This is a genomic window from Agrobacterium tumefaciens (genome assembly GCF_013337285.1).
GTDB lineage: Bacteria > Pseudomonadota > Alphaproteobacteria > Rhizobiales > Rhizobiaceae > Agrobacterium > Agrobacterium burrii.
This window is the reverse complement of record NZ_SUPW01000002.1, coordinates 651554-675203: the sequence shown is the minus strand read 5'-3', so window position 1 is coordinate 675203 and position 23650 is coordinate 651554. Positions and strand designations below refer to the sequence as shown.

General features: G+C 57.8%; 31 protein-coding genes. 3 read left to right on the top strand and 28 right to left on the bottom strand.

What is annotated here, in order from left to right; genetic code table 11:
• Positions 1 to 245 precede the first annotated feature (245 nt).
• The 27 genes from FCH38_RS09130 to rpsL all read right to left on the bottom strand — a co-directional run bounded on the left by FCH38_RS09130 (position 246) and on the right by rpsL (position 16940).
• The gene (locus FCH38_RS09130) at positions 246 to 836 is read right to left on the bottom strand and encodes an adenylate kinase (RefSeq protein ID WP_153514102.1); all 591 of its coding nucleotides are present in this window, start codon (positions 834 to 836) and stop codon (positions 246 to 248) included.
• A complete protein-coding gene (gene secY, locus FCH38_RS09125) occupies positions 833 to 2173 on the bottom strand; it encodes a preprotein translocase subunit SecY (RefSeq protein WP_149897266.1) in 1341 nt (446 codons plus the stop codon). Before secY ends, FCH38_RS09130 begins: the two co-directional genes overlap by 4 nt.
• Before the next feature lie 334 nt (positions 2174 to 2507).
• A complete protein-coding gene (gene rplO, locus FCH38_RS09120) occupies positions 2508 to 2987 on the bottom strand; it encodes a 50S ribosomal protein L15 (protein WP_046798172.1) in 480 nt (159 codons plus the stop codon).
• Positions 2988 to 3003: 16 nt separating this feature from the next.
• Positions 3004 to 3210: a 50S ribosomal protein L30 gene (gene rpmD, locus FCH38_RS09115; RefSeq protein WP_003495212.1), complete on the bottom strand. Its 207-nt coding sequence runs from the start codon at positions 3208 to 3210 to the stop codon at positions 3004 to 3006.
• 11 nt (positions 3211 to 3221) lie between these two features.
• Complete coding sequence (rpsE, locus tag FCH38_RS09110; RefSeq protein ID WP_149897265.1) at positions 3222 to 3791, bottom strand: 30S ribosomal protein S5; 570 nt, start codon at positions 3789 to 3791, stop codon at positions 3222 to 3224.
• Positions 3792 to 3911: 120 nt separating this feature from the next.
• The gene (gene rplR / locus FCH38_RS09105; protein WP_046798170.1) at positions 3912 to 4274 is read right to left on the bottom strand and encodes a 50S ribosomal protein L18; all 363 of its coding nucleotides are present in this window, start codon (positions 4272 to 4274) and stop codon (positions 3912 to 3914) included.
• Positions 4275 to 4286: 12 nt separating this feature from the next.
• Complete coding sequence (gene rplF, locus FCH38_RS09100) at positions 4287 to 4820, bottom strand: 50S ribosomal protein L6 (RefSeq protein ID WP_006313979.1); 534 nt, start codon at positions 4818 to 4820, stop codon at positions 4287 to 4289.
• A 42-nt stretch (positions 4821 to 4862) separates the two neighbouring features.
• The gene (gene rpsH, locus FCH38_RS09095) at positions 4863 to 5261 is read right to left on the bottom strand and encodes a 30S ribosomal protein S8 (RefSeq protein WP_149897264.1); all 399 of its coding nucleotides are present in this window, start codon (positions 5259 to 5261) and stop codon (positions 4863 to 4865) included.
• A gap of 12 nt (positions 5262 to 5273) precedes the next feature.
• A complete protein-coding gene (rpsN, locus tag FCH38_RS09090; protein WP_003495202.1) occupies positions 5274 to 5579 on the bottom strand; it encodes a 30S ribosomal protein S14 in 306 nt (101 codons plus the stop codon).
• Positions 5580 to 5612: 33 nt separating this feature from the next.
• On the bottom strand, positions 5613 to 6167 hold the full coding sequence (rplE, locus tag FCH38_RS09085) for a 50S ribosomal protein L5 (RefSeq protein ID WP_149897263.1): 555 nt from the start codon (positions 6165 to 6167) through the stop codon (positions 5613 to 5615).
• The gene (rplX, locus tag FCH38_RS09080) at positions 6160 to 6468 is read right to left on the bottom strand and encodes a 50S ribosomal protein L24 (protein ID WP_149897262.1); all 309 of its coding nucleotides are present in this window, start codon (positions 6466 to 6468) and stop codon (positions 6160 to 6162) included. Before rplX ends, rplE begins: the two co-directional genes overlap by 8 nt.
• A 12-nt stretch (positions 6469 to 6480) precedes the next feature.
• Positions 6481 to 6849: a 50S ribosomal protein L14 gene (gene rplN / locus FCH38_RS09075; RefSeq protein ID WP_003495199.1), complete on the bottom strand. Its 369-nt coding sequence runs from the start codon at positions 6847 to 6849 to the stop codon at positions 6481 to 6483.
• Positions 6850 to 7083: 234 nt separating this feature from the next.
• Positions 7084 to 7320, bottom strand: a complete 237-nt coding sequence (gene rpsQ, locus FCH38_RS09070; RefSeq protein WP_006313974.1) for a 30S ribosomal protein S17 — start codon at positions 7318 to 7320, stop codon at positions 7084 to 7086.
• A gap of 11 nt (positions 7321 to 7331) precedes the next feature.
• Entirely contained in the window at positions 7332 to 7532 is a 201-nt protein-coding gene (gene rpmC / locus FCH38_RS09065; RefSeq protein WP_003495193.1) for a 50S ribosomal protein L29, read from the bottom strand.
• Between the two features lie 12 nt (positions 7533 to 7544).
• The gene (rplP, locus tag FCH38_RS09060) at positions 7545 to 7958 is read right to left on the bottom strand and encodes a 50S ribosomal protein L16 (protein ID WP_006313973.1); all 414 of its coding nucleotides are present in this window, start codon (positions 7956 to 7958) and stop codon (positions 7545 to 7547) included.
• A 38-nt stretch (positions 7959 to 7996) separates the two neighbouring features.
• The gene (gene rpsC / locus FCH38_RS09055; protein WP_003516138.1) at positions 7997 to 8728 is read right to left on the bottom strand and encodes a 30S ribosomal protein S3; all 732 of its coding nucleotides are present in this window, start codon (positions 8726 to 8728) and stop codon (positions 7997 to 7999) included.
• The gene (gene rplV, locus FCH38_RS09050) at positions 8728 to 9117 is read right to left on the bottom strand and encodes a 50S ribosomal protein L22 (protein ID WP_149897261.1); all 390 of its coding nucleotides are present in this window, start codon (positions 9115 to 9117) and stop codon (positions 8728 to 8730) included. The genes rpsC and rplV overlap by 1 nt, the downstream gene beginning before the upstream one ends.
• A 2-nt stretch (positions 9118 to 9119) precedes the next feature.
• Positions 9120 to 9398 carry a 30S ribosomal protein S19 gene (rpsS, locus tag FCH38_RS09045; RefSeq protein WP_149897260.1) on the bottom strand — a complete coding sequence of 93 codons (279 nt, stop codon included), beginning with the start codon at positions 9396 to 9398 and terminating at the stop codon, positions 9120 to 9122.
• 15 nt (positions 9399 to 9413) lie between these two features.
• Positions 9414 to 10250 carry a 50S ribosomal protein L2 gene (rplB, locus tag FCH38_RS09040; RefSeq protein ID WP_174373533.1) on the bottom strand — a complete coding sequence of 279 codons (837 nt, stop codon included), beginning with the start codon at positions 10248 to 10250 and terminating at the stop codon, positions 9414 to 9416.
• A 43-nt stretch (positions 10251 to 10293) separates the two neighbouring features.
• The gene (locus FCH38_RS09035; RefSeq protein WP_003495178.1) at positions 10294 to 10587 is read right to left on the bottom strand and encodes a 50S ribosomal protein L23; all 294 of its coding nucleotides are present in this window, start codon (positions 10585 to 10587) and stop codon (positions 10294 to 10296) included.
• Positions 10584 to 11204, bottom strand: a complete 621-nt coding sequence (gene rplD / locus FCH38_RS09030; protein ID WP_010971963.1) for a 50S ribosomal protein L4 — start codon at positions 11202 to 11204, stop codon at positions 10584 to 10586. The genes FCH38_RS09035 and rplD overlap by 4 nt, the downstream gene beginning before the upstream one ends.
• Before the next feature lie 12 nt (positions 11205 to 11216).
• Positions 11217 to 11858, bottom strand: a complete 642-nt coding sequence (rplC, locus tag FCH38_RS09025) for a 50S ribosomal protein L3 (protein WP_149897259.1) — start codon at positions 11856 to 11858, stop codon at positions 11217 to 11219.
• 168 nt (positions 11859 to 12026) lie between these two features.
• Positions 12027 to 12335 (bottom strand): 30S ribosomal protein S10, encoded by a 309-nt coding sequence (gene rpsJ, locus FCH38_RS09020; RefSeq protein ID WP_003495158.1) that lies wholly within the window; start codon positions 12333 to 12335, stop codon positions 12027 to 12029.
• Positions 12336 to 12645: 310 nt separating this feature from the next.
• Positions 12646 to 13821 (bottom strand): elongation factor Tu, encoded by a 1176-nt coding sequence (gene tuf, locus FCH38_RS09015; protein WP_174373528.1) that lies wholly within the window; start codon positions 13819 to 13821, stop codon positions 12646 to 12648.
• Between the two features lie 64 nt (positions 13822 to 13885).
• The gene (gene fusA / locus FCH38_RS09010; protein WP_174373532.1) at positions 13886 to 15985 is read right to left on the bottom strand and encodes an elongation factor G; all 2100 of its coding nucleotides are present in this window, start codon (positions 15983 to 15985) and stop codon (positions 13886 to 13888) included.
• Between the two features lie 34 nt (positions 15986 to 16019).
• Positions 16020 to 16490 carry a 30S ribosomal protein S7 gene (rpsG, locus tag FCH38_RS09005; RefSeq protein ID WP_149901719.1) on the bottom strand — a complete coding sequence of 157 codons (471 nt, stop codon included), beginning with the start codon at positions 16488 to 16490 and terminating at the stop codon, positions 16020 to 16022.
• A 78-nt stretch (positions 16491 to 16568) separates the two neighbouring features.
• Positions 16569 to 16940: a 30S ribosomal protein S12 gene (gene rpsL / locus FCH38_RS09000; RefSeq protein WP_003507760.1), complete on the bottom strand. Its 372-nt coding sequence runs from the start codon at positions 16938 to 16940 to the stop codon at positions 16569 to 16571.
• A gap of 528 nt (positions 16941 to 17468) precedes the next feature.
• Between rpsL and FCH38_RS08995 the strand changes: the two genes are divergently transcribed.
• The 3 genes from FCH38_RS08995 (at position 17469) to FCH38_RS08985 (ending at position 19303) form a co-directional block, all read left to right on the top strand.
• Positions 17469 to 17762, top strand: coding sequence for a transcriptional regulator (locus FCH38_RS08995; RefSeq protein WP_149901718.1), 294 nt, complete (start codon positions 17469 to 17471; stop codon positions 17760 to 17762).
• Positions 17763 to 17771: 9 nt separating this feature from the next.
• Positions 17772 to 18122: a VOC family protein gene (locus tag FCH38_RS08990; RefSeq protein WP_174373531.1), complete on the top strand. Its 351-nt coding sequence runs from the start codon at positions 17772 to 17774 to the stop codon at positions 18120 to 18122.
• Between the two features lie 98 nt (positions 18123 to 18220).
• Positions 18221 to 19303, top strand: a complete 1083-nt coding sequence (locus FCH38_RS08985) for a helix-turn-helix transcriptional regulator (RefSeq protein ID WP_174373530.1) — start codon at positions 18221 to 18223, stop codon at positions 19301 to 19303.
• 133 nt (positions 19304 to 19436) lie between these two features.
• On the opposite strand, the gene rpoC is transcribed toward FCH38_RS08985, so the two are convergent.
• Entirely contained in the window at positions 19437 to 23645 is a 4209-nt protein-coding gene (gene rpoC, locus FCH38_RS08980) for a DNA-directed RNA polymerase subunit beta' (protein WP_174373529.1), read from the bottom strand.
• Positions 23646 to 23650: the final 5 nt, after the last annotated feature.

Here is a 23650-nt window from a genome sequence, read left to right as displayed (position 1 = left end):
AGGGCCGCCAGTTCAAAATTGATGTCCGTGACAGGTCAAAACGACCGTACCCGGATCTCCCTTCCCTAAGGGAAATCCGCGCCAGTCGCTTGGGATGTCGCGAGTTGGCGCGGTGTTTAACGGAATCAGCGCAAAAAAGCAACCGGCTCCGCCAAGATTCTTTTGCTATCCAAAGGATGAGCTAGATCATGAGAGTGGCAAATCGGGCGAAAATCGCCAGCAGATTTTGCCACCCCGCCCCAGCCTTAGGCAGAGGCCTTTTCGAGAACGTTTTCGATAGCCTCGGTCACGGCATCGACATCCGCCATGCCATCCAGCGTCACTAGCTCGCCCTGCTCGCTGTAATAGCTCGACAAAGGCGCTGTCTTCTCGCGATATTCCGTCAGCCGCTTGCGGAAAGCTTCCGGATTATCGTCCGAACGAACAGTGCCGCCGGCGGCAATGGTTTCCGCGACGCGGTTTTCGATTCGGCGAATCAACGCCTCTTCGTCCACCTTCAGTTCAATGACGGCATCAAGGGCAAGATTCTTCTTGCGCATGTTCTCGGCAAGCGCCTTGGCCTGCGGAACCGTGCGCGGATAGCCGTCGAGAATAAAGCCCTTGGCACAGTCGGGCTCTTCGATGCGTTCGGAAACGATCTGATTGACGATATCGTCGGAAACCAGCCCGCCGGCGTCCATGACGGCCTTGGCTCGTTTGCCGATTTCGGTGCCCGCGCTAACCGCAGCGCGAAGCATGTCACCGGTTGAAAGCTGCGGGATCCCGTACTTGTCAGTCAGCCGCTTGGCCTGGGTTCCCTTGCCCGCACCCGGCGGACCCAAAAATATCAGTCTCATCGTCCCCTCTTTCCTCCACGCAACTTCGACTTCTTGATCAGCCCTTCATATTGCTGCGCGATCAGGTGGCCCTGAATTTGCGCAACCGTGTCCAGAGTTACACTGACAACGATCAAAAGCGAAGTACCACCAAGGGCTAATGGAATGCCCGTGCGTGCGATAAGTGTCTCAGGAAGGATACACACGAAGACCAGATAAACCGCGCCGACCACCGTGATACGGGTCAGGACGTAATCGATGTACTCCGCGGTGCGCTCACCCGGACGAATGCCCGGAATGAAGCCGCCATGCTTCTTGAGGTTATCGGCCGTGTCCTTCGGATTGAAGACGATAGCCGTGTAGAAAAACGCGAAGAACGCGATCAGCAGGCCGTAGAGCGCCATGAACAGCGGCTGCCCATGCTGCAGCGACGCAATGATCGCGGTCGCCCAGGACGGCAGATTGGTGTTTCCGGCGAAACCGGCAGCCGTCGCCGGCAGAAGCAGCAGCGAGGATGCGAAGATCGCGGGAATGACGCCGGCGGTGTTCAGCTTCAGCGGCAGATGCGAGGTATCGCCCTGGAACATCCGGTTGCCGACCTGTCGCTTCGGATATTGTATCAACAGGCGACGCTGGGCGCGTTCCACAAAGACGATCAGCGCGATAACGCCGATGGCGACGATGACGACCATGAGAATGAGCGGCGTCGACAGCGCACCGGTGCGGCCGAGTTCCAGGGTGCCGGCAAGCGCCTTGGGCAGGCCTGCGGCAATACCGGCGAAGATGATAAGCGAAATACCGTTGCCGATACCACGCGAGGTGATCTGTTCGCCGAGCCACATCAGGAACATCGTGCCGCCGAGCAGCGTGATGACGGTGGAGACGCGGAAGAACCAGCCCGGATCGACCACAAGGCCACTGCCGCTTTCAAGGCCGACTGCAATGCCATAGGCCTGCAGCGTGCCGAGCAGCACCGTACCGTAACGAGTGTACTGGTTGATGATCTTGCGGCCGGCTTCGCCTTCTTTCTTCAACGCTTCGAGCGAGGGCACGACCGAGGTCATGAGCTGCACGATGATCGAAGCGGAGATGTAAGGCATGATGCCGAGGGCGAAGATCGCCATGCGCTCGACAGCGCCACCCGCAAACATGTTGAAAAGACCAAGAATACCGTTGGCCTGGCCCTGGAAGGCCTGCGCATAGGCTTCGGGGTTCAGGCCCGGAAGCGGAATATGGGTGCCAAGACGGTAGACGAGAAGTGCGGCAAGAGTAAACCAGAGACGCTTTTTCAGATCCTCCGCCTTAGCGAAGGTCGAAAAATTCAGGTTCGAAGCCAGTTGTTCCGCTGCGGACGCCATAAATTTCTCCGAATGACCCTTGCCAGCCAGCAAAACCGACCGATGCGGAAAGGTCTAAAAGATACCGGTTCAAAAACCGGGCTTCGGACGAACACGGCTTTGCGCCGCCATCATGCCTCACCCTGTTTTTTTATGTCCTATCCCCTCCCCTACGGAAGTTCAAGAACTGTGAGGCTCTCCCTGCAGCACTTTATGCCGCAAGCGGCGCGCATAACAGCTGCACCGCGAAGAGTTTGCCATGATGCATCTCTAAATCGATTTAGATCGAAAGCAACATAAGCCAGGGAGCACAGACGCCCGGAGCACGAAACCCCGGGCGCCTGAAGTCTATATATTACTCGGAAGCTTCGGCTGCAACCACGAGAAGCTTGATAGAGCCGCCGGCCTTCTCAATCTTTTCGAGTGCGGGCTTGGAAGCACCGGCAACTTCGAAGGCAACCTTGGCCTTCAGCTCGCCGTCGGCGAGAATGCGAACGCCGTCCTTGACGCGGCGGATGACGCCGGCTGCCTTGAGAGCAGCAGCATCGATCGTTGCGGAAGCGTCGAGCTTCTTGGCGTCGATGGCGGTCTGGATGCGGCCGAGCGACACAACAGCATATTCGGAACCGAAGATGTTGTTAAAGCCGCGCTTCGGCAGACGACGGTAGATTGGCATCTGACCGCCTTCGAAGCCGTTGATGGCGACGCCCGAACGAGCCTTCTGACCCTTCACACCGCGACCACCGGTCTTGCCCTTGCCAGAACCGATACCGCGACCTACGCGGATACGGTCCTTGGAGGAGCCTTCGTTGTCTCTGATTTCATTGAGTTTCATGATAGGTTACTCCGTCTCACTTCTCGTCAACGACGCGAACGAGATGCTGGACCGCACGGATCATGCCGCGAACCGCCGGAGTATCTTCCAGGGTGCGCTGACGATGCATCTTGTTGAGACCCAGACCGACCAGCGTCTGACGCTGGATTGCCGGGCGGCGAATAGGGCTGCCGATCTGTTCGACCGTGACAGTCTTCTTGGCTTCAGTAGTTTTCTTGGCCATGATCCAGCTCCTTATTCTTCAGAAGCGTTGCCGGACGCGGCGCGGCGAGCCTGAAGGGTCGCAAACTTCAGACCGCGCTGTGCAGCGATGTCCTTCGGATGAACCTGATGCTTCAGAGCGTCGAACGTTGCACGAACCATGTTGTAAGGGTTCGAGGAACCGGTCGACTTCGCAACGACGTCATGAACGCCCAGCGTTTCGAAAACAGCACGCATCGGACCGCCGGCGATGATACCGGTACCGGCCTTGGCCGAACGCAGCAGAACCTTGCCTGCGCCGTGACGGCCATTGACGTCGTGATGCAGCGTGCGGCCATCGCGCAGCGGAACGAAGATCAGATCGCGCTTTGCGCTTTCAGTTGCCTTGCGGATCGCTTCCGGAACTTCACGAGCCTTGCCGTGACCGAAGCCAACGCGGCCCTTCTGGTCGCCGACGACGACGAGAGCGGCGAAGCCGAAGCGACGGCCGCCCTTAACAACCTTTGCAACGCGGTTGATCGCGACCAGCTTGTCGACGAATTCGCTATCGCGTTCTTCGCGGTTCTGGCGATCGTCGCGAGAACCTCTTTTTTCCTGTGCCATTGTCCTTGTCCTTTTTCTTTTACGGGTGGAACGGCAAACGAAAAGACCACCGGCCTCGATGAAGAGACCCGCATGGTCCGGTGAAATTCCGCCCGGATCGTTGTCCGGGCGGAATAAAATTTAAAAGTTCAGACCGCCTTCGCGGGCAGCATCTGCCAGGGCCTTGACGCGGCCGTGATAGATGAACGCGCCACGGTCGAATACAACATCCTTGACGCCAGCCTTGACGCCGCGCTCGGCAACCAGCTTGCCCACGACGGATGCCGCAGCAACGTCGGCGCCGGTCTTGAGCGAGCCGCGCAGATCGGCTTCGAGCGTGGAGGCAGACGCAAGCGTCTTGCCAGCAACATCATCGATGATCTGGGCGTAGATGTTCTTCGACGAGCGATGAACCGACAGGCGCGGGCGGCCATTGGCAACCGCCTTGATCTGGCGGCGCACACGGCTCGCGCGACGTGCAAGTGCTTCTTTCCTGCTAGCCATTTCGCGTGATCCTTACTTCTTCTTGCCTTCTTTGCGGACGATACGCTCTTCAGCGTACTTCACGCCCTTGCCCTTGTAGGGCTCGGGACCACGGTATTCGCGGATTTCCGCGGCAACCTGACCGACCTGCTGCTTGTTGATACCGGAAACGATGATTTCCGTCGGCTTCGGCACGGCAATGGTGATGCCGACCGGCGGCTCGTAAACCACGTCGTGGGAGAAACCGAGCGCCAGCTGCAGGTTCTTGCCCTGCAGAGCGGCACGATAACCAACGCCGTTGATTTCGAGCTTGCGTTCGTAACCGTCCTTAACACCCTTGAAGATGTTCTCGATCATCGTGCGGGACATGCCCCACTTCGAGCGAGCTTCCTTGGTGCCATTGGCCGGCGTTACGGAAACGCCGTTATCTTCGAGTTTCAGCTGAATATCGTCGTTAGCGACGAAAAACAGTTCACCCTTCGGGCCCTTCGCAGTGACCTTCTGGCCGTCGACATTGGCCGTCACACCTGCGGGAACCGGAACGGGCTTTTTACCGATACGAGACATTGTTCAATCCTGTCTGTTCGTTATGGAGATCCGTGCTCGATCTTAGAAGACCGAGCAAAGAACCTCGCCACCAACGTTCTGTTCGCGAGCCTGGTGATCGGCCATCACACCCTTCGGAGTCGAAAGGATGGTGATGCCGAGGCCGTTCGCGACCTGCGGAATGGACTTTACCGAGACATAGACTCGGCGGCCCGGCTTGGAAACGCGGCCGATCTCACGGATCACGGACGCGCCTTCGTAGTACTTCAGTTCGATGCTGAATTCGGACTTGCCGTTTTCGAAATCGACCTTGGAATAACCGCGAATGTAGCCTTCAGCCTGCAGCACGTCGAGAACGCGTGCGCGGAGGCTGGAAGCAGGCGTGCTGACCGCAGACTTGCGGCGAGCGGCACCATTGCGGATGCGGGTGAGCATATCACCCAAAGGATCAGTCATGGTCATGTGCCCGTCTCCTTACCAGCTCGACTTGACAATGCCCGGCACCTTGCCGGAATTGCCCAGCTCACGAAGCGCGATACGCGACATCTTGAGCTTGCGATAGAACGCGCGCGGACGGCCCGTTACTTCGCAGCGGTTGCGGATACGCGTCTTCGAACCGTCACGCGGCAGCGAAGCGAGCTTCAGAGTGGCCTTGAACCGGTCTTCGATCGGAAGGGACTGGTTCATTACGATCGCCTTGAGTGCAGCACGCTTGGTAGCCTGCTGGGCGACCGACTTGCGGCGGCGCTTGTTCTTTTCAACTGCGCTTGTTTTCGCCATATCGGAGTTCCTTTTCTACGCTCGTCGTTACGGTTAGTGACGGAACGGGAAGTTGAACTCTGTAAGCAGAGCCCGAGCTTCGTCGTCCGACGTCGCCGTCGTGCAAACGATGATGTCCATGCCCCACATCTGATCAACCTTATCGTAGTTGATCTCAGGGAACACAATGTGTTCCTTGATGCCCATGGCGAAGTTGCCACGGCCGTCAAAGCTCTTGGGGTTCAGACCCCGGAAGTCGCGAACGCGCGGCAGCGCGATGTTGATCAGACGATCAAGGAATTCATACATGCGTGCGCCACGAAGGGTAACCTTCGCACCGATCGGCATGCCTTCGCGAAGCTTGAAACCAGCGATCGAATTACGAGCGCGGGTAACGACCGGCTTCTGGCCGGCAATCGCAGCCAGGTCACCGGCAGCAATCGTTGGCTTCTTGGAGTCGGCAGTCGCTTCGCCAACACCCATGTTGATCACGATCTTTTCAAGCTTCGGGATCATCATTACGTTGGCGTAGGAGAACTTCTCCTGCATGGCGTCACGGATACGCGACACGTATTCCGCCTTGAGACGCGGCTCGTACTTGTCAGCCATCGATCACTTCTCCCGAACGCTTGGCCACGCGGACCTTCTTGCCGTCTACAACAGAAAAGCCAACGCGGGTCGGCTTGCCATCCTTATCGGCGATGGCAATGTTGGAGATGTGCAAGGATGCTTCCTTGTTGATGATGCCGGCTTCCTGGCCCTGGGTCTGGCGCTGGTGACGCTTCACCATGTTTACGCCACGCACAACGGCACGGTCTTCCTTCGGCATAACCTGGATTACTTCGCCGGTACGGCCCTTGTCCTTACCGGTCAATACGACAACTTTGTCGCCTTTACGAATTTTCTGCATCGCAATTGCTCCTTACAGTACTTCCGGAGCCAGCGAGATGATCTTCATATGGTTCTTGGCGCGAAGTTCGCGCGGAACCGGTCCGAAGATACGGGTGCCGATGGGCTCTTTCTTGTTGTCGATAAGAACGGCTGCGTTGTTATCGAAACGGATGACGCTGCCGTCAGCGCGACGGATGTCCTTGGCGGTGCGCACGACAACCGCCTTCATCACATCGCCCTTCTTGACGCGGCCGCGCGGAATAGCTTCCTTGATGGAAACGACAATAATGTCGCCAACAGAAGCATATTTGCGCTTCGAGCCGCCCAGCACCTTGATGCACATGACACGACGTGCGCCGGAATTATCCGCCACGTCGAGGTTTGTTTGCATCTGAATCATGTCAGGTCGCCTTCTTGTTGTTACCGGAACGGTTGGGCAAACTCTCTCGAGTGAGCCCCCTGCCCCAGCTTATGAATATCTCTTTTTTTGCGCGGAAAAATCGTGACAGGGTGGTTTCCCGAGGGACCTTCCGTGCGCATCAAAGCAAAAGACGCTCGATTCACGAGCGTCCTTGCGGTGCTTCATACAGGAATTCGCGCCAAGTACAAGATGCCTGGCGCGATTCTGATGAAATTAAGCCTGGGCGGCAACAACCGTCCAGCGCTTGTCCTTGGAGATCGGTGCGCATTCCTCGATGGAAACGACATCGCCGACCTTGTATTGATTGTTTTCGTCGTGTGCCTTGTACTTCTTCGAACGACGAACGGTCTTTTGCATGAGCGGGTGAGCGAATCGACGCTCAACCCGGACCACGACAGTCTTCTCGTTCTTGTCGGACACTACGACGCCCTGCAGAATGCGTTTCGGCATATTATTTTTCCTTAGGCCTTGGCTTCTGCCGCCTTCTGGCGGGCAATGGTTTTAACGCGGGCGATGTCCTTGCGGACTTCGTTGATGCGCGAGGACTTCTCCAGCTGGCCAGTCGCCTTCTGGAAGCGCAGGTTGAACTGCTCCTTCTTCAGATCGGCGAGCTTGTCCTTGAGCTGGTCGGCGCTGAGGCCGCGAACTTCATCGGCTTTCATGTGCCTTGCTCCTTACTCTGCGATGCGCTGTACGAAGCGCGTCTTGACCGAGAGCTTGGCAGCGCCGAGACGAAGCGCCTCACGGGCGATCTCCTCGGTAACACCGTCGATCTCGAACATCATACGACCGGGCTTGACCTTGCATGCCCAGTATTCGACCGAACCCTTGCCCTTACCCATACGAACTTCGGTCGGCTTGGCCGTTACCGGAACGTCGGGGAATACGCGGATCCACACACGACCTGCGCGCTTCATGTAACGCGTGATCGCGCGGCGGGCCGCTTCGATCTCGCGTGCATTCACGCGGTTCGGTTCCTGCGACTTCAAGCCGAATTCACCGAATGCCAGGTCAAAGCCGCCCTTGGCGACGCCCTTGATGCGTCCCTTGAACTGCTTACGGTACTTAGTACGCTTTGGCTGCAACATTTTCTTACTTCTCCGAGCTTATCTTTCGCCAGCGTCAATCAAGCGTTTTCGCGACGACGATCGGGACGATCGCCACGCTCACGGCTTGCAGGGCCTTGAGCATCGCCTTCGAGACCGCGACGCTCAGAAGCCATCGGATCGTGCTCAAGGATTTCGCCCTTGAAGATCCAGACCTTGATGCCGCAGATGCCGAATGCGGTTTCCGCTTCAGCCGTGCCGTAGTCGATATCCGCACGCAGCGTGTGCAGCGGAACGCGACCTTCGCGGTACCATTCGGTACGAGCGATTTCAGCACCGCCGAGACGGCCGCCGCAGGTGATCTTGATGCCTTCGGCGCCAAGACGCATTGCGGACTGAACCGAACGCTTCATCGCACGGCGGAAAGCCACGCGGCGCTCGAGCTGCTGGGCGATCGACTGGGCAACCAGAGTTGCGTCGATTTCCGGCTTGCGCACTTCAACGATGTTGAGGTGCGTTTCGGAGTTGGTCATCTCGGAAAGCTTCTTGCGAAGCTTCTCGATGTCCGCGCCCTTCTTGCCGATGATGAGACCCGGACGAGCCGAGTGGATCGTAACGCGGCACTTCTTGTGCGGACGCTCGATGACCACCTTGGCGATACCGGCCTGCTTGAGTTCCTTGATCAGGTAAGCCCGGATCTTCAGATCTTCATGCAGCAGCTTGCCGTATTCTGCGGTGTCAGCGTACCAGCGGCTATCCCAGGTACGGTTGATGCCGAGGCGGAAGCCGATCGGATTGATTTTCTGACCCATTATGCGGCCTCCCCTTTTTCTTCAACTTCACGAACAACGATCGTGAGGTGAGAGAACGGCTTTTCAATGCGGGACGCACGACCACGGCCACGGGCGTGGAAACGCTTCATGGTGATGGACTTGCCAACATAGGCCTCGGCGACGACGAGAGAGTCGACGTCGAGGTCATGGTTGTTTTCCGCATTGGCAATTGCAGATTCCAGCGTCTTCTTGACGGTGCCTGCAATGCGCTTGCGGGAGAATTCGAGCTCGGCGAGAGCGCGATCAACCTTCTTGCCACGGATAAGAGCGGCAACCAGGTTCAGTTTCTGGGGGCTGACGCGGAGCGTGCGGGCAATGGCCTGAGCCTCATTGTCCTTCAGCCGGCGTTCGGTCTTAGCCTTCGCCATGATTACTTCCTCTTTGCCTTCTTGTCCGCGCCGTGACCGTAGTAGGTCCGCGTCGGAGAGAATTCACCGAACTTGTGTCCGACCATGTCTTCGTTGACCGAGACGGGCACATGCTTGCTGCCGTTGTACACGCCAAACGTCAGACCGACGAACTGCGGCAGGATCGTGGAGCGACGGCTCCAGATCTTGATTACTTCATTACGTCCGCTCTCGCGCACCTTCTCAGCCTTGGTGAGAAGATAGCCGTCAATAAACGGACCTTTCCATACTGAACGAGCCATTAGTGACTACCTCTCTTACTTCTTACGCTGATGGCGCGAGCGCATGATGAACTTGTCGGTCGACTTGTTCGAACGGGTGCGCTTGCCCTTCGTGGGCTTGCCCCACGGAGTAACCGGGTGGCGACCACCCGACGTGCGACCTTCACCACCACCGTGCGGGTGGTCGACCGGGTTCATGACGACGCCGCGAACGTGCGGACGCTTGCCACGCCAACGCGAACGACCAGCCTTGCCGTCGTTGATGTTGCCGTGATCCGAGTTCGAAACAGCGCCGATCGATGCGAGGCAAGAGCCGTGCACCAGACGCTGTTCGCCCGAGTTGAGACGCAGGATGGCCATACCGGCATCGCGGCCGACGAGCTGGACATACGTACCGGCGGAGCGGGCAATCTGACCGCCTTTACCTGGCTTCATCTCGACGTTGTGGATGATCGAACCGACCGGAATGTACTGAAGCGGCATGGTGTTGCCGGGCTTCACGTCCACTGCCTTGTCGGAGGCGATTACCTTGTCACCAGCAGTAAGACGCTGTGGCGCGAGAATGTAAGCCTGTTCGCCGTCGGTATACGTAACCAGCGCGATGAACGCGGTGCGGTTGGGGTCGTATTCCAAACGTTCAACGGTGCCTTCAACGTCGAACTTGCGACGCTTGAAATCCACCAGACGGTAGGTCCGCTTGTGACCGCCACCCTGGAACCGGACGGTGATCCGGCCCTGGTTGTTGCGGCCACCCTTGGAGCTGAGGCCCTGGGTCAGAGCCTTTACCGGCTTGCCCTTGTAGAGCGAAGCGCGGTCCACGATAACCAGCTGGCGCTGGCTCGGCGTGGTCGGATTGAAACTTTTCAATGCCATTTTATTGTTCCCTTTTGGGTCTTTGCCCGCTTGGGCCTAACCTTTAGAGTCCGGTGGACACGTCGATGGATTGACCTTCGGCGAGCGTAACGACGGCTTTCTTGACGTCCTTAAGCTTACCGGCGAACCCACGGAAACGACGGGTCTTACCCTTGCGGATAAGCGTGTTCACAGCCGTGACTTTGACGCCGAAGAGAGCTTCCACGGCAGCCTTGATTTCAGGCTTGGAAGCGCTTTTGGCGACGTTGAATACGACCTGGTTCTGTTCGGAGACCAGCGTCGACTTTTCCGTGATCGAAGGAGATACGATCACATCGTAGTGGCGAAGATCCGTCATTTGAACCGCTCCTCCAGAGCCTCTACAGCAGCCTTGGAAAGCACCAGCTTGCCACGACGCAGGATGTCGTAAACATTGATGCCCTGTACCGGCAGAACGTCCACATTCGGAATGTTCTGGGCTGCGAGCTTGAAGTTGCCATCAAGTTCAGCGCCACCGATAACCAGAGCGTTGGTCAGGCCAAGCGAAGCGAAGCTGCCCAGCAGAGCCTTGGTCTTTGCTTCAGATGCAACGAGCTGATCGACGATGATCAGTTCTTCTGCCTTCAGCTTTGCAGACAGGGCGTGACGCAGAGCGAGCGCACGAACCTTCTTGGGAAGGTCATGGGCGTGGCTGCGAACGACCGGGCCGTGGGCCTTGCCGCCGCCGCGGAACTGCGGTGCGCGAGCCGAATGGTGACGAGCGCGGCCCGTACCTTTCTGCTTGTACATCTTCGCACCGGTGCGGGAAACTTCCGACCGGTTCTTCGTCTTGTGTGTTCCCTGCTGCTTCTTTGCAAGCTGCCAGCGAACCATACGGGCCAGGATGTCCTGGCGGGGATCGAGGCCGAAAATTTCGTCCGACAGAGAAACCTTGCCGGCGTCTTTTCCCTCGAGGGTCTTGACGTTCAATTCCATGATAAGGCTCCCTTACTTCGCAGCCGACTTGACGGCGTCGCGGACGATGATCCAGGAACCCTTCGAACCGGGAACTGCACCCTTAACAAGGATGAGGCCACGGTCTTCATCAGTCGAAACGACTTCGAGGTTCTGGGTCGTAACGCGCGTCTGGCCCATATGACCAGCCATGCGCTTGCCCTTCCAGACGCGGCCCGGATCCTGGTTGTTACCGGTCGAACCGTGTGCGCGGTGCGATACGGAGTTACCGTGCGAAGCGCGGCCACCACCGAAGTTGTGACGCTTCATAGCACCGGCAAAACCTTTACCGATTGTGGTTCCAGTAACGTCGACCAGCTGGCCGTTCTGAAAATGATTTGCGGTCAGTGTTGCACCGATGTCGATCAGGTTCTCGGGGGAAACCCGGAACTCGACGAGCTTAGCTTTCGGTTCGACATTGGCAGCGGCAAAATGACCGCGAAGCGCCTTTGTCGTGTTTTTGACCTTGGACTGGCCGGCACCGAGCTGAACTGCGGTGTAGCCATTCTTGTCTTCCGTGCGCTGGGCAACGACTTGTACGTTATCCAGTCGCAATACTGTTACGGGGATATGTTCACCTGCGTCGTTATAGACGCGTGTCATACCCACTTTCTGTGCAATCACACCTGAACGCATTGGTTCATCCTCTTGCGAGCCTTGAAGGGAAAACCCTCTCTGGCCTTTGTTAAGGAGTGCCCTTCGACATCTCACGATGTTTCCGGTCTCCGGTTTGGAAGTCGTTGGATTTCTCCACGTACCTTCCTTGTTATTTCAGCCCTCACCAAGGATGGGTCGGGCCGGGTCTTAGAGCTTGATTTCCACGTCAACGCCAGCAGCGAGGTCGAGCTTCATAAGAGCATCGACAGTCTGCGGGGTGGGGTCAACGATATCGAGAAGACGCTTGTGCGTCCGCATTTCGAACTGTTCACGGCTTTTCTTGTCAACGTGAGGAGAGCGGTTGACGGTAAACTTTTCGATGCGTGTGGGGAGTGGAACCGGGCCGCGAACGCTGGCGCCGGTGCGCTTTGCGGTCGACACGATTTCACGGGTAGAGGCATCGAGGATCCGGTGATCGAACGCCTTGAGGCGGATACGGATATTCTGGCCGGTCATTCGTCTTGTCCTTGTTCTTTGTTATTCGTTTCCGCACGCGGAAACACATGAACTTCTATTGATCGTGGCGCCGCAGATTTTCAAAAATCGAGAGAGATGCGCCTCGCACCCCAATCATTTCAGTAGTCTGTATTGCTAAAACACCGCGTTTCGCAGTTGCTTGCGAATCCAGCGGGGAGTGTGAGTGCGCGTTTACGCGCTTTCACCGAATTTTTCAAGCACTAAAAATGCAACGCCGCCAGGCTTTTTGTCAAAAGCCCGACGGCGGTGTTTGTGACACCGCCGTCGGAGCGAATTTTAAAAGTCGAAATTACTCGACGATCGAAGCCACGATGCCGGCGCCGACGGTACGGCCGCCTTCGCGGATAGCGAAGCGCAGCTTTTCTTCCATCGCGATCGGAACGATCAGCTCGACTTCAACAGTGACGTTGTCGCCAGGCATAACCATTTCCGTGCCTTCCGGCAGCGAAACGATGCCGGTCACGTCCGTCGTGCGGAAGTAGAACTGCGGACGGTAGTTCGTGAAGAACGGCGTATGACGGCCGCCTTCTTCCTTCGTCAGGATGTAGGCTTCTGCCATGAACTTCTTGTGCGGCTTGACCGAACCCGGCTTGCACAGGATCTGACCACGCTCAACGCCGTCACGGGTAACGCCGCGAACCAGCGCACCGATGTTGTCGCCGGCCTGGCCCTGATCGAGCAGCTTGCGGAACATTTCAACGCCGGTAACCGTCGTCTTCGACGTCGGACGAATGCCGACGATCTCGACTTCTTCACCAACCTTGACGATACCGCGCTCAACGCGACCCGTCACAACCGTACCACGGCCCGAGATCGAGAACACGTCTTCGATCGGCATCAGGAACGGCTGGTCGATCGGACGCTCAGGCGTCGGGATGTAGGCGTCAACAGCGGCCATCAGCTCGCGGATCGCGTCTTCACCGATCTTCTTGTCAGAATCTTCAAGAGCGGCAAGTGCCGAACCCTTGACGATCGGAATATCGTCGCCCGGGAAGTCGTAGGACGACAGAAGTTCGCGAACTTCAAGCTCGACGAGCTCGAGAAGCTCGGCGTCGTCAACCTGGTCGACCTTGTTGAGGAACACGACGATTGCCGGAACGCCAACCTGACGGGCAAGCAGGATGTGCTCGCGGGTCTGCGGCATCGGGCCGTCGGCGGCCGAGCAAACCAGGATCGCGCCGTCCATCTGCGCAGCACCGGTGATCATGTTCTTCACGTAGTCGGCGTGGCCGGGGCAGTCGACGTGCGCGTAGTGACGGGCAGGCGTTTCATATTCGACGTGGGCCGTCGAGATCGTGATGCCGCGAGCCTTTTCTTCAGGCGCAGCGTCGATCTGGTCATACGCCTTGAACTCGCCAAAATACTTCGTGATCGCAGCAGTCAGCGACGTCTTGCCGTGGTCGACGTGACCGATCGTGCCAATGTTGACGTGCGGCTTATTGCGCTCAAACTTGCTCTTTGCCATTAGTGGCTCTCCATTCTTGTCCCTTGACGGGAATAATCTTCAAATCGTTTGGGGCGTACCCCGATCACTTCTGACCGGAGTACTTTGCCTGGATTTCCTGCGCCACGTTCGACGGAACCGGCGAATAGTGATCGAACGTCATCGAGTACTGAGCGCGACCCTGCGACATGGAGCGCAGGTTATCGACGTACTTGAACATGTTCGCGAGCGGAACATGCGCATTGATGACGATCGTGATGCCACGCGATTCCTGGCCCTGGATCTGACCGCGACGCGAGTTCAGATCGCCGATCACGTCACCGACGTAATCTTCAGGGGTGACGACTTCGACCTTCATCATCGGCTCGAGAAGCTGTGCGCCAGCCTTCTTTGCTGCTTCACGGAAGCAGGCACGCGATGCGATTTCGAAGGCGAGAACCGAGGAGTCAACGTCGTGGTATGCGCCGTCGATCAGCGTCGCCTTGACGCCGAGCATCGGGAAGCCAGCGAGCGGACCGGAAGACAGAACGCTTTCGATACCCTTCTGAACGCCCGGAATGTATTCCTTCGGAACAGCACCACCGACGATCTTGGATTCGAACTTGAAGTCTTCGCCATCAGGGTTCGGTTCGAAGATGATCTTGACGCGCGCGAACTGACCGGTACCACCGGACTGCTTCTTGTGCGTGTAGTCTTCTTCGTGCTGACGGGTGATCGTTTCGCGGTAGGCAACCTGCGGCGCGCCGACGGTTGCTTCGACCTTGAACTCACGACGCATACGGTCAACCAGGATGTCGAGGTGAAGTTCGCCCATGCCTGCGATGATCGTCTGACCGGATTCTTCATCCGTCTTGACGCGGAACGAAGGATCTTCAGCAGCCAGACGATTGAGCGCGAGGCCCATCTTTTCCTGGTCGCCCTTGGTCTTCGGCTCGATCGCGATCTGGATGACCGGCTCGGGGAATTCCATGCGCTCGAGGATAACCGGCTTCAGCGGATCGCAGAGCGTATCGCCAGTGGTGGTTTCCTTGAGGCCGGCCAGAGCAACGATGTCGCCGGCAAAGGCTTCTTCGATGTCTTCGCGCGAGTTGGAGTGCATCTGCAGCATACGGCCGACGCGCTCACGCTTGTCCTTGACCGTGTTGATGACGGATGTACCCTTTTCGAGCTTGCCCGAGTAGATGCGGGCAAAGGTCAGCGAACCGACGAAGGGGTCGTTCATGATCTTGAACGCGAGCATGGAAAGCGGCTCGCTGTCGTCAGCGTGACGCTCAATCTCGGCTTCGGTCTTGAAGTCGATGCCCTTGATCGCAGGAATGTCCATCGGCGAAGGCAGGTAATCGCAAACGGCGTCGAGAAGCGGCTGAACGCCCTTGTTCTTGAACGCGGTGCCGCAGAACATCGGGTGGAACTTCACATCGATGGTGCCGCGACGAACGAGCGCACGGATCTTGTCGTTGTCGGGCATGATGCCGTTCAGGTAGTCTTCCATCGCCTGTTCGTCGACTTCGACAACGGTCTCGATCAACTTTTCGCGATATTCGTCAGCCTTGGCCTTCATGTCGTCCGGAATCTCGACGACGTCCCACTGGGCGCCGAGCGACTCGTCGCGCCAGATGAGTGCGTTCATCTCGATCAGATCGACAACGCCCTTGAACTCGGTTTCCGCACCGATCGGCAGCTGCATAACGACAGCGATGGCGCCGAGACGGGTCTTGATCATCTCTACCGAGCGGTAGAAGTCAGCACCGGTCTTGTCCATCTTGTTGCAGAAGATCATACGCGGAACGTTGTACTTCTCAGCCTGACGCCAGACGGTTTCCGTCTGCGGCTCAACACCGGCGTTGGCGTCGAGAAGGGCAATCGCACCGTCGAGAACGCGCAGCGAACGCTCAACTTCAATGGTGAAGTCAACGTGGCCGGGGGTGTCGATGATGTTGAAACGGCGCATCTTGCCGTCGCGACCCTTCCAGAAGGTCGTGGTCGCAGCGGACGTGATGGTGATACCACGTTCCTGCTCCTGCTCCATCCAGTCCATCGTGGCTGCGCCATCATGAACTTCGCCGATCTTGTGCGACTTACCGGTGTAATAGAGGATACGCTCGGTGGTCGTCGTCTTGCCGGCGTCGATATGCGCCATGATACCGAAATTGCGGTAGTCTTCGATTTTATATTCGCGAGCCATAATGGACTGCCTTTCGATATGCGACCGTTTAAGATTACCAGCGGTAATGCGAGAATGCGCGGTTGGCGTCGGCCATCTTGTGCGTGTCTTCGCGCTTCTTGACAGCAGAACCGCGGTTGTTCGCAGCGTCCATGAGTTCGCCGGAAAGGCGATCGACCATGGTCGTTTCGTTGCGCTTGCGCGCAGCAATGATCAGCCAGCGGATGGCCAGAGCCTGACGGCGCTCGGGACGAACGTCGACCGGAACCTGATAGGTAGCACCACCAACGCGGCGCGAACGCACTTCAACGTGCGGAGCAACGTTGTCGAGGGCGGAATGGAAGATGCCGAGCGGCTCCTGCTTCGTCTTGCCCTGAACGACGTCAAACGCGCCGTAAACGATGCTTTCTGCGACCGACTTCTTGCCGTGAAGCATGATGGCGTTCATGAACTTGGTGACGATCAGATCGCCGAACTTCGGGTCCGGGTTGATCTCACGCTTTTCTGCACTATGGCGACGGGACATATTCTTTGTCTCTCAATGTTATTGACGCTTTACCACGCGGAGAACCTCGCGCAGCGCCGGAATTTGTTTAAACCCGAATTACTTCGGACGCTTCGCACCGTACTTGGAGCGGCGCTGCTTGCGGTTCTTGACGCCCTGAGTATCGAGAACACCGCGGATGATGTGGTAACGAACGCCTGGCAAGTCCTTTACGCGGCCGCCGCGGATCATGACAACGGAGTGTTCCTGAAGGTTGTGACCTTCGCCGGGAATGTAGCCGATGACTTCGAAGCCGTTGGTGAGGCGGATCTTGGCAACCTTACGCAGAGCCGAGTTCGGCTTCTTCGGGGTCGTCGTGTAAACGCGGGTGCAAACACCACGCTTCTGCGGGTTTTCCTGAAGAGCAGGAACCTTGTTGCGCTTTACCTGTGCCTGGCGGGGCTTACGGATCAGCTGGTTTACGGTAGGCATATAACCATCCCTTGCAAAAACTACTTTAGCCACCCGAACGGGTGGCGGCTATGCCGTTGCCGGCGACGACGCACGCATATATCCTCATGCGCAAAACGTGGCCCGATCCGTTCTCACGGATGGACCACCAAGAGCAGAGGACACCTCGACGAGGCGTCTTGCATGCAACATTCGTGTCTTCTACGTGCAATGGAGTCTCGTTTGAGATGATGTTCAGGAAAAACATTCCCGAACGGCCAGCACGCATAGAGGCTCCGATGGCGGGCGTACTACTGTTTTAGCCAGCTTTCGTCAAGGCCGAATCCGCATTTAGCACCCGCGCCCGCGGCCGCAGAGCCCGCAGACAGGCCATTTCCCCTTCCATTTAGCAGAAGTCACCGCCGACAACAGCGATTTTGCGCTCCGGCCTTTGGCTTTTCATAAAATCCGTCTATTGATTCCCTCAAGCGGCCAGACTTGGCCCGCCACGCGCAAGACCGGCTCCGGTCGGCCCGTATACACAGCAACGACAGATCAAGGAATCGCGTCATGACCACCCTCCCCGACAACGACAATGGACGCGACGAGCCGATGGTCTTCATCGTCATCGGCAAGGCTTACGAGACCGATAATTCAGACGGCATAGATATCCACGTCATCTTGCGGGCGCCGGATGAAGATACCGCCGTGCGCGAAACGCTGAATGCGCTTTCCGAGGAAGGCTTTATCGAAGCCGACCTAGACCAGATCGGCATGCTGACCGAAATCCCGGATGAAGAGCCGCACGCTTCCGCCTATCAGGGCGCGGTGGAAGGCGAAGTGGCCATCATCCGTTTCGCCTGAGGCGCGGCCATGACGGTGAGACGCATCGTCACCAACATCGCGACACCCGACCTTGAACGGGCGGGTGTCTTTTATGGCGATATTCTCGGCATGACCATCGCCATGGATCACGGCTGGATCGTAACCTATGCGAGCCCGGTTAAAACACCTGCCCATATCAGCTTTGCCCGTGAAGGCGGCTCCGGCACGCCTGTTCCCGACATCTCCATCGAAGTCGACAATTTCGACGAGGTCCATGCCAGGATCCTGAAGGCGGGACTACCGGTCGAATACGGTCCAGCTATAGAAACATGGGGCGTGCGCCGCCTGTTCCTGCGCGATCCCTTCGGCAGACTGGTCAATATATTAAGTCACTTATAGAATATATACTTTAATTATAGTAGTATTATTCCATTTCTTGTTGAATAACATGAAAATGTTAGCTTAGAATAGTCCCGACATGAAATTCCGGTGGCGGGTTGAATAATATATCTTCAGCAGACATTATTGATGACATTTACGAGGCGGCGCTTTTTCCCGACCGATGGGCGAAGGTCATCGCCACAATCGGTAAACGGCTGGATTTCTGGGGCGGCGCCCTCACCTGGGGCAAGGGCGAGGAAGAAGCCTGGCTTTTCACGCCCAATTTCCAGGAATTGATGCAAGCCTTCATGGAGGGCGGCTGGAACCACCGTAATGATCGCCTCACCCGCGCGGTCCGCGAAGGACAATTTTCCTTCGTGCATGATTTCGATGTGTTCACCCATGATGAATGGGCCGGACTGCCGATCGTGCGTGACTTTCTGATGCCCCGCGGGCTTGGCTATGGCGCGGCCACCCAGATTGCTCCACCTGACCATCCGGAGATGACGGTAATTTTCGAACGCAAGCTCGACAGCGGCGTCATCGGTCCGGAGACCATGGCGGCACTTGGCGGGCTGAGGCCGCATATCGCCCGCAGCCTCACCCTCGCAACAGGGTTACAGCGCCAGAAGGCCAATGCGATGACACTCGGGCTCAACGCCATCGGCGCGCCAGCGGCAGTGCTTCAGGCAAGCGGACGCGTTCTTTCCGCCAACACGCTGTTTCAGTCAATCCAGAAATGTATCTCCACCCGTGCCCGCGACAGGATCCTCATCTCCGACGAGAGAGTAAACCGGCTGCTCTACAAGGCTCTTGCCGGACATAGCGTCAGTTCCTTCCCCCTGCCAACCGAAGACAGGGCCTGTATCCTGCACGTCATACCGTTGCGCAAGGATGCACTGGACCTGTCCCCGAACGGCTCGGCCATCGTGCTGATCTCGCAACCATCAGACACGGTCTTCGACGTCACGCCGCTGCTGAAGGGGCTTTATGACCTCACCAGGGGCGAGGCCCGCGTCGCGCTGGAAATCATGAAGGGGCTTTCGCTTCCCTCCGTGGCGAAGCAATTGCAGATCTCCCACGAAACGGTACGCAGCAACGCCAAGTCGATCTACGCCAAGACCGGCAGTACCGGCCAGACAGATCTCGTCCGCCGCCTTTCCGTTCTGACCCGCTACACCATCGGCGAACAGGGCTGAAAACACGCCAGCGCTGACGATCTGCAAGGTCGGATCGAACCAATAACCCGGCCCCAAAACAAAAAACGCCCGGATTGCTCCGGGCGTCTTCACTAAATTTTGGCGGGGCTTCGTAAAGCCCCTGCCCTTAAGCTTATTCGGCAGCCGGAACCTGATCCGTCATGTCCTGCAGCATCTGGTTCGCGGAACCGGCGCCCGTACCCTTGCGGCGTTCCTCGAGAATGAGGTCGTCGCGCGAGGTGGCGATGCGGCGGATCTGCGTCATGGTGCCGCCAGTACCGGCCGGGATGAGACGGCCGACGATGACGTTTTCCTTGAGGCCCTGCAGCGTGTCCGTCTTGCCGGCAATCGCAGCTTCCGTGAGAACCTTGGTGGTTTCCTGGAAGGATGCGGCCGAGATGAAGGACGGCGTCTGCAGCGACGCCTTGGTGATGCCGAGCAGAACAGGATCGCCGTAAGCCGGCTTCTTGCCTTCCTCGATCAGGCGGTCGTTGTTGTCGTCAAGTTCGATACGATCGACATTGTCGCCAACGATGTAGTGGCTGTCGCCCGCATCGGTGATCTCAACCTTCTGCAGCATCTGGCGAACGATCACCTCGATGTGCTTGTCGTTGATCACAACGCCCTGCAGTCGGTAGACTTCCTGGATTTCGTTCACGAGGTAGGAAGCCAAAGCCTCCACGCCCTTGATCGCCAGAATGTCGTGCGGCGCCGGGTTGCCGTCGAGAATGTATTCGCCCTTCTCGATATAGTCGCCTTCCTGAAGATGGAAGGGCTTGCCCTTCGGGATCAGGTATTCGACCGGCTCGACACCGTCTTCCGCAGGCTCGATCTGAACGCGACGCTTGTTCTTGTAGTCGCGGCCGAGGCGGATGGTACCGTCGATCTCTGCGATGACGGCGTGATCCTTCGGACGACGTGCTTCGAACAGTTCGGCAACACGCGGCAGACCACCGGTGATGTCCTTCGTCTTGGCGCTTTCCAGCGGCGAACGTGCAAGCACGTCACCCTGGGAGACCTTCGAACCCGGCTCGACCGAGAGGATGGCGTCCACGGACAGATGGAAGCGGGCTTCGCCACCACGGGAAAGCTTCGCGACAGCGCCGGAAGCGTCCTTGATGATGATGGCAGGCTTCAAATCCGAACCGCGCGGCGTCGAGCGCCAGTCAATGACCTGACGCTTGGTGATGCCGGTGGATTCGTCGGTGGCTTCCAGAACGGAAAGACCGTCGACCAGATCCTCGAAGTGAACGGTACCTTCCACTTCCGTCATCATCGGACGGGTGTAGGGGTCCCACTCTGCAAGACGCTGACCGCGCTTAACCTTGTCGCCATCGTCCACGAAGATCTTCGAACCATATGCGACGCGCTGCGAGGAACGTTCCACGCCGCGCTCATCAAGGATCGTAACCGACATGTTACGGCCCATGGCGATGAGAACGCCTTCGGAGTTCCGCAGGATGTTGCGGTTCTTGATCTGGATCGTACCTTCATACGATGCTTCCAGGAACGACTGGTCGACCACGTTTGCCGTACCGCCAAGGTGGAAGGTACGCATGGTGAGCTGCGTGCCCGGTTCACCGATCGACTGTGCGGCGATGACGCCAACGGCTTCGCCCATGTTGACAGGCGTACCGCGTGCAAGGTCACGACCGTAGCAGACGCCGCAGACGCCGATCTGCACTTCGCAGGTCAGTGCCGAACGGATGCGGACGGACTGGATGCCGGCCTTCTCGATGACGGCAACGTCGGCTTCGTCGATCAGCGTGCCAGCCTTGACGATGTTCTCGCCAGTCACCGGGTTGTCGATGTCGTCGAGAGCCGTGCGGCCGAGGATACGGGCGCCGATCGAGGCAACGATCTGACCGGCATCGACGATGGCGGTCATGGTGAGGCCCTTGTCGGTGCCGCAATCCACGGAGTTGACGATGCAATCCTGCGCCACGTCGACGAGACGACGGGTCAGGTAACCGGAGTTTGCGGTCTTCAGGGCGGTGTCTGCGAGACCCTTACGGGCACCGTGGGTCGAGTTGAAGTACTCGTTAACGGTCAGGCCTTCCTTGAAGTTCGAGATGATCGGCGTCTCGATGATTTCGCCCGAGGGCTTGGCCATCAGGCCGCGCATGCCGCCCAGCTGACGCATCTGGTTCGGAGAACCACGCGCGCCGGAGTGCGACATCATGTAGATGGAGTTCATCGGCTTCTGACGGCCCGTTTCCGGATCGAACTCGACAGCCTTGATGCGCGCCATCATTTCTTCGGCGACCTTTTCGGTTGCCTTGCCCCAGGCGTCGACAACCTTGTTGTACTTTTCGCCCTGGGTGATGAGACCATCATTATACTGCTGTTCGTATTCCTTCACCAAGGCTTCGGTATCACCGACGATCTTAACCTTGCTGTCCGGAATGACCATGTCGTCCTTGCCGAACGAAATGCCGGCGCGGCAGGCGTGGCTGAAGCCGAGCTGCATGATGCGGTCGCAGAAGATGACCGTGTCTTTCTGGCCGCAATGACGGTAGACCGTGTCGATCATCTTGGAGATGTTCTTCTTGGTCATTTCCTGGTTGCAGGTGTCGAAAGGCACGTTGACGTTCTTCGGCAGAAGTTCGCCGATGAGCATACGACCAGGCGTCGTTTCATGAATCTTGGAAACCGGCTTGCCGTCGGCATCCACAGTCTTGAAGCGACCACGGATTTTGGCATGCAGCGTCACGACCTTGTTTTCAAGCGCGTGATGCAATTCGCCGATGTCAGAGAAGGCCATGCCTTCGCCGGGCTCGTTCTGGTTCATGATCGACAGGTAATAGAGGCCGAGAACCATGTCCTGCGACGGAACGATGATCGGGTGACCGTTCGCCGGATGCAGGATGTTGTTGGTCGACATCATCAACACGCGGGCTTCCAGCTGGGCTTCCAGCGAAAGCGGCACGTGAACAGCCATCTGGTCACCATCGAAGTCGGCGTTGAAGGCCGTGCAGACGAGCGGGTGCAGCTGGATGGCCTTGCCTTCGACCAGCATGGGTTCGAAAGCCTGGATGCCCAGACGGTGCAGCGTCGGTGCGCGGTTCAGAAGAACAGGATGTTCGCGGATAACCTCGTCGAGGATATCCCAGACTTCCGGCTTTTCCTTTTCAACCAGCTTCTTGGCCTGCTTGACGGTCGAGGAATACCCCTTGGCGTCGAGACGGGCATAGATGAACGGCTTGAACAGTTCGAGCGCCATCTTCTTCGGCAGGCCGCACTGGTGCAGTTTCAGTTCCGGACCGGTCACGATGACCGAACGGCCGGAATAGTCGACGCGCTTGCCGAGAAGGTTCTGGCGGAAGCGGCCCTGCTTGCCCTTGAGCATGTCGGACAACGACTTCAGCGGACGCTTGTTGGCACCCGTGATGACGCGGCCGCGACGGCCGTTGTCGAACAGCGCATCGACGGATTCCTGCAACATACGCTTTTCGTTGCGGATGATGATACCAGGTGCGCGAAGCTCGATCAGGCGCTTCAGACGGTTGTTACGGTTGATGACGCGGCGATAGAGATCGTTGAGGTCGGACGTCGCAAAACGGCCGCCATCCAGCGGAACCAGCGGACGCAGGTCCGGCGGAATGACCGGAACGACCTTCATGATCATCCATTCCGGACGATTGCCGCTCTCCATGAAGTTCTCGACGATCTTCAGGCGCTTCATGAACTTCTTCTGCTTGAGGTCAGAAGTCGTTTCAGCAAGCTCGGCGCGCAGGTCGCCGGCGATCTTTTCGAGGTTCATCGAAGCCAGCATCTCATAGATGGCTTCAGCGCCGATCATGGCGGTGAACTGGTCTTCGCCGAATTCGTCAACGGCGATCATGTACTCTTCTTCAGACAGAAGCTGGTTCTGCTTCAGAGAAGTGAGGCCGGGTTCCGTGACGATGTAGTTCTCGAAATAGAGAACGCGTTCAACATCCTTCAGCGTCATGTCGAGCAAGGTCGAGATACGCGAAGGAAGCGACTTCAGGAACCAGATATGGGCAACCGGCGCTGCGAGCTCGATATGGCCCATGCGCTCACGGCGAACGCGCGACAGCGTCACTTCGACGCCGCACTTTTCGCAGATGATGCCCTTGTACTTCATGCGCTTGTACTTGCCGCACAGGCACTCATAGTCCTTGATCGGTCCGAAAATGCGCGCGCAGAAAAGGCCGTCGCGTTCCGGCTTGAACGTACGGTAGTTGATGGTTTCCGGCTTCTTGATCTCGCCGTAGGACCACGACAGGATTTTTTCCGGCGAAGCGATCGAAATCCGGATGGAATCGAAATGCTGCGCAGGCACCTGAGGATTGAAAAGATTCATGACCTCTTGGTTCATGCCTT

Bases quoted from the DNA above. Each gene is read 5' to 3' on its own strand.
- FCH38_RS09130 (WP_153514102.1), bottom strand. From the start codon at position 836: ATGAGACTGATATTTTTGGGTCCGCCGGGTGCGGGCAAGGGAACCCAG.
- secY (WP_149897266.1), bottom strand. From the start codon at position 2,173: ATGGCGTCCGCAGCGGAACAACTGGCTTCGAACCTGAATTTTTCGACC.
- rplO (WP_046798172.1), bottom strand. From the start codon at position 2,987: ATGAAACTCAATGAAATCAGAGACAACGAAGGCTCCTCCAAGGACCGT.
- rpmD (WP_003495212.1), bottom strand. From the start codon at position 3,210: ATGGCCAAGAAAACTACTGAAGCCAAGAAGACTGTCACGGTCGAACAG.
- rpsE (WP_149897265.1), bottom strand. From the start codon at position 3,791: ATGGCACAGGAAAAAAGAGGTTCTCGCGACGATCGCCAGAACCGCGAA.
- rplR (WP_046798170.1), bottom strand. From the start codon at position 4,274: ATGGCTAGCAGGAAAGAAGCACTTGCACGTCGCGCGAGCCGTGTGCGC.
- rplF (WP_006313979.1), bottom strand. From the start codon at position 4,820: ATGTCTCGTATCGGTAAAAAGCCCGTTCCGGTTCCCGCAGGTGTGACG.
- rpsH (WP_149897264.1), bottom strand. From the start codon at position 5,261: ATGACCATGACTGATCCTTTGGGTGATATGCTCACCCGCATCCGCAAT.
- rpsN (WP_003495202.1), bottom strand. From the start codon at position 5,579: ATGGCGAAAACAAGCGCAGTTGAAAAGAACAAGCGCCGCCGCAAGTCG.
- rplE (WP_149897263.1), bottom strand. From the start codon at position 6,167: ATGGCTGACAAGTACGAGCCGCGTCTCAAGGCGGAATACGTGTCGCGT.
- rplX (WP_149897262.1), bottom strand. From the start codon at position 6,468: ATGCAGAAAATTCGTAAAGGCGACAAAGTTGTCGTATTGACCGGTAAG.
- rplN (WP_003495199.1), bottom strand. From the start codon at position 6,849: ATGATTCAGATGCAAACAAACCTCGACGTGGCGGATAATTCCGGCGCA.
- rpsQ (WP_006313974.1), bottom strand. From the start codon at position 7,320: ATGCCGAAACGCATTCTGCAGGGCGTCGTAGTGTCCGACAAGAACGAG.
- rpmC (WP_003495193.1), bottom strand. From the start codon at position 7,532: ATGAAAGCCGATGAAGTTCGCGGCCTCAGCGCCGACCAGCTCAAGGAC.
- rplP (WP_006313973.1), bottom strand. From the start codon at position 7,958: ATGTTGCAGCCAAAGCGTACTAAGTACCGTAAGCAGTTCAAGGGACGC.
- rpsC (WP_003516138.1), bottom strand. From the start codon at position 8,728: ATGGGTCAGAAAATCAATCCGATCGGCTTCCGCCTCGGCATCAACCGT.
- rplV (WP_149897261.1), bottom strand. From the start codon at position 9,117: ATGGCGAAGGCTAAGACCGAACGCCGGCTGAAGGACAATGAGGCTCAG.
- rpsS (WP_149897260.1), bottom strand. From the start codon at position 9,398: ATGGCTCGTTCAGTATGGAAAGGTCCGTTTATTGACGGCTATCTTCTC.
- rplB (WP_174373533.1), bottom strand. From the start codon at position 10,250: ATGGCATTGAAAAGTTTCAATCCGACCACGCCGAGCCAGCGCCAGCTG.
- FCH38_RS09035 (WP_003495178.1), bottom strand. From the start codon at position 10,587: ATGACGGATCTTCGCCACTACGATGTGATCGTATCTCCTTCGATCACG.
- rplD (WP_010971963.1), bottom strand. From the start codon at position 11,204: ATGGAATTGAACGTCAAGACCCTCGAGGGAAAAGACGCCGGCAAGGTT.
- rplC (WP_149897259.1), bottom strand. From the start codon at position 11,858: ATGCGTTCAGGTGTGATTGCACAGAAAGTGGGTATGACACGCGTCTAT.
- rpsJ (WP_003495158.1), bottom strand. From the start codon at position 12,335: ATGACCGGCCAGAATATCCGTATCCGCCTCAAGGCGTTCGATCACCGG.
- tuf (WP_174373528.1), bottom strand. From the start codon at position 13,821: ATGGCAAAGAGCAAGTTTGAGCGCAATAAGCCGCACGTCAACATTGGC.
- fusA (WP_174373532.1), bottom strand. From the start codon at position 15,985: ATGGCTCGCGAATATAAAATCGAAGACTACCGCAATTTCGGTATCATG.
- rpsG (WP_149901719.1), bottom strand. From the start codon at position 16,490: ATGTCCCGTCGCCATAGTGCAGAAAAGCGTGAGATCAACCCGGACCCG.
- rpsL (WP_003507760.1), bottom strand. From the start codon at position 16,940: ATGCCTACCGTAAACCAGCTGATCCGTAAGCCCCGCCAGGCACAGGTA.
- FCH38_RS08995 (WP_149901718.1), top strand. From the start codon at position 17,469: ATGACCACCCTCCCCGACAACGACAATGGACGCGACGAGCCGATGGTC.
- FCH38_RS08990 (WP_174373531.1), top strand. From the start codon at position 17,772: ATGACGGTGAGACGCATCGTCACCAACATCGCGACACCCGACCTTGAA.
- rpoC (WP_174373529.1), bottom strand. From the start codon at position 23,645: ATGAACCAAGAGGTCATGAATCTTTTCAATCCTCAGGTGCCTGCGCAG.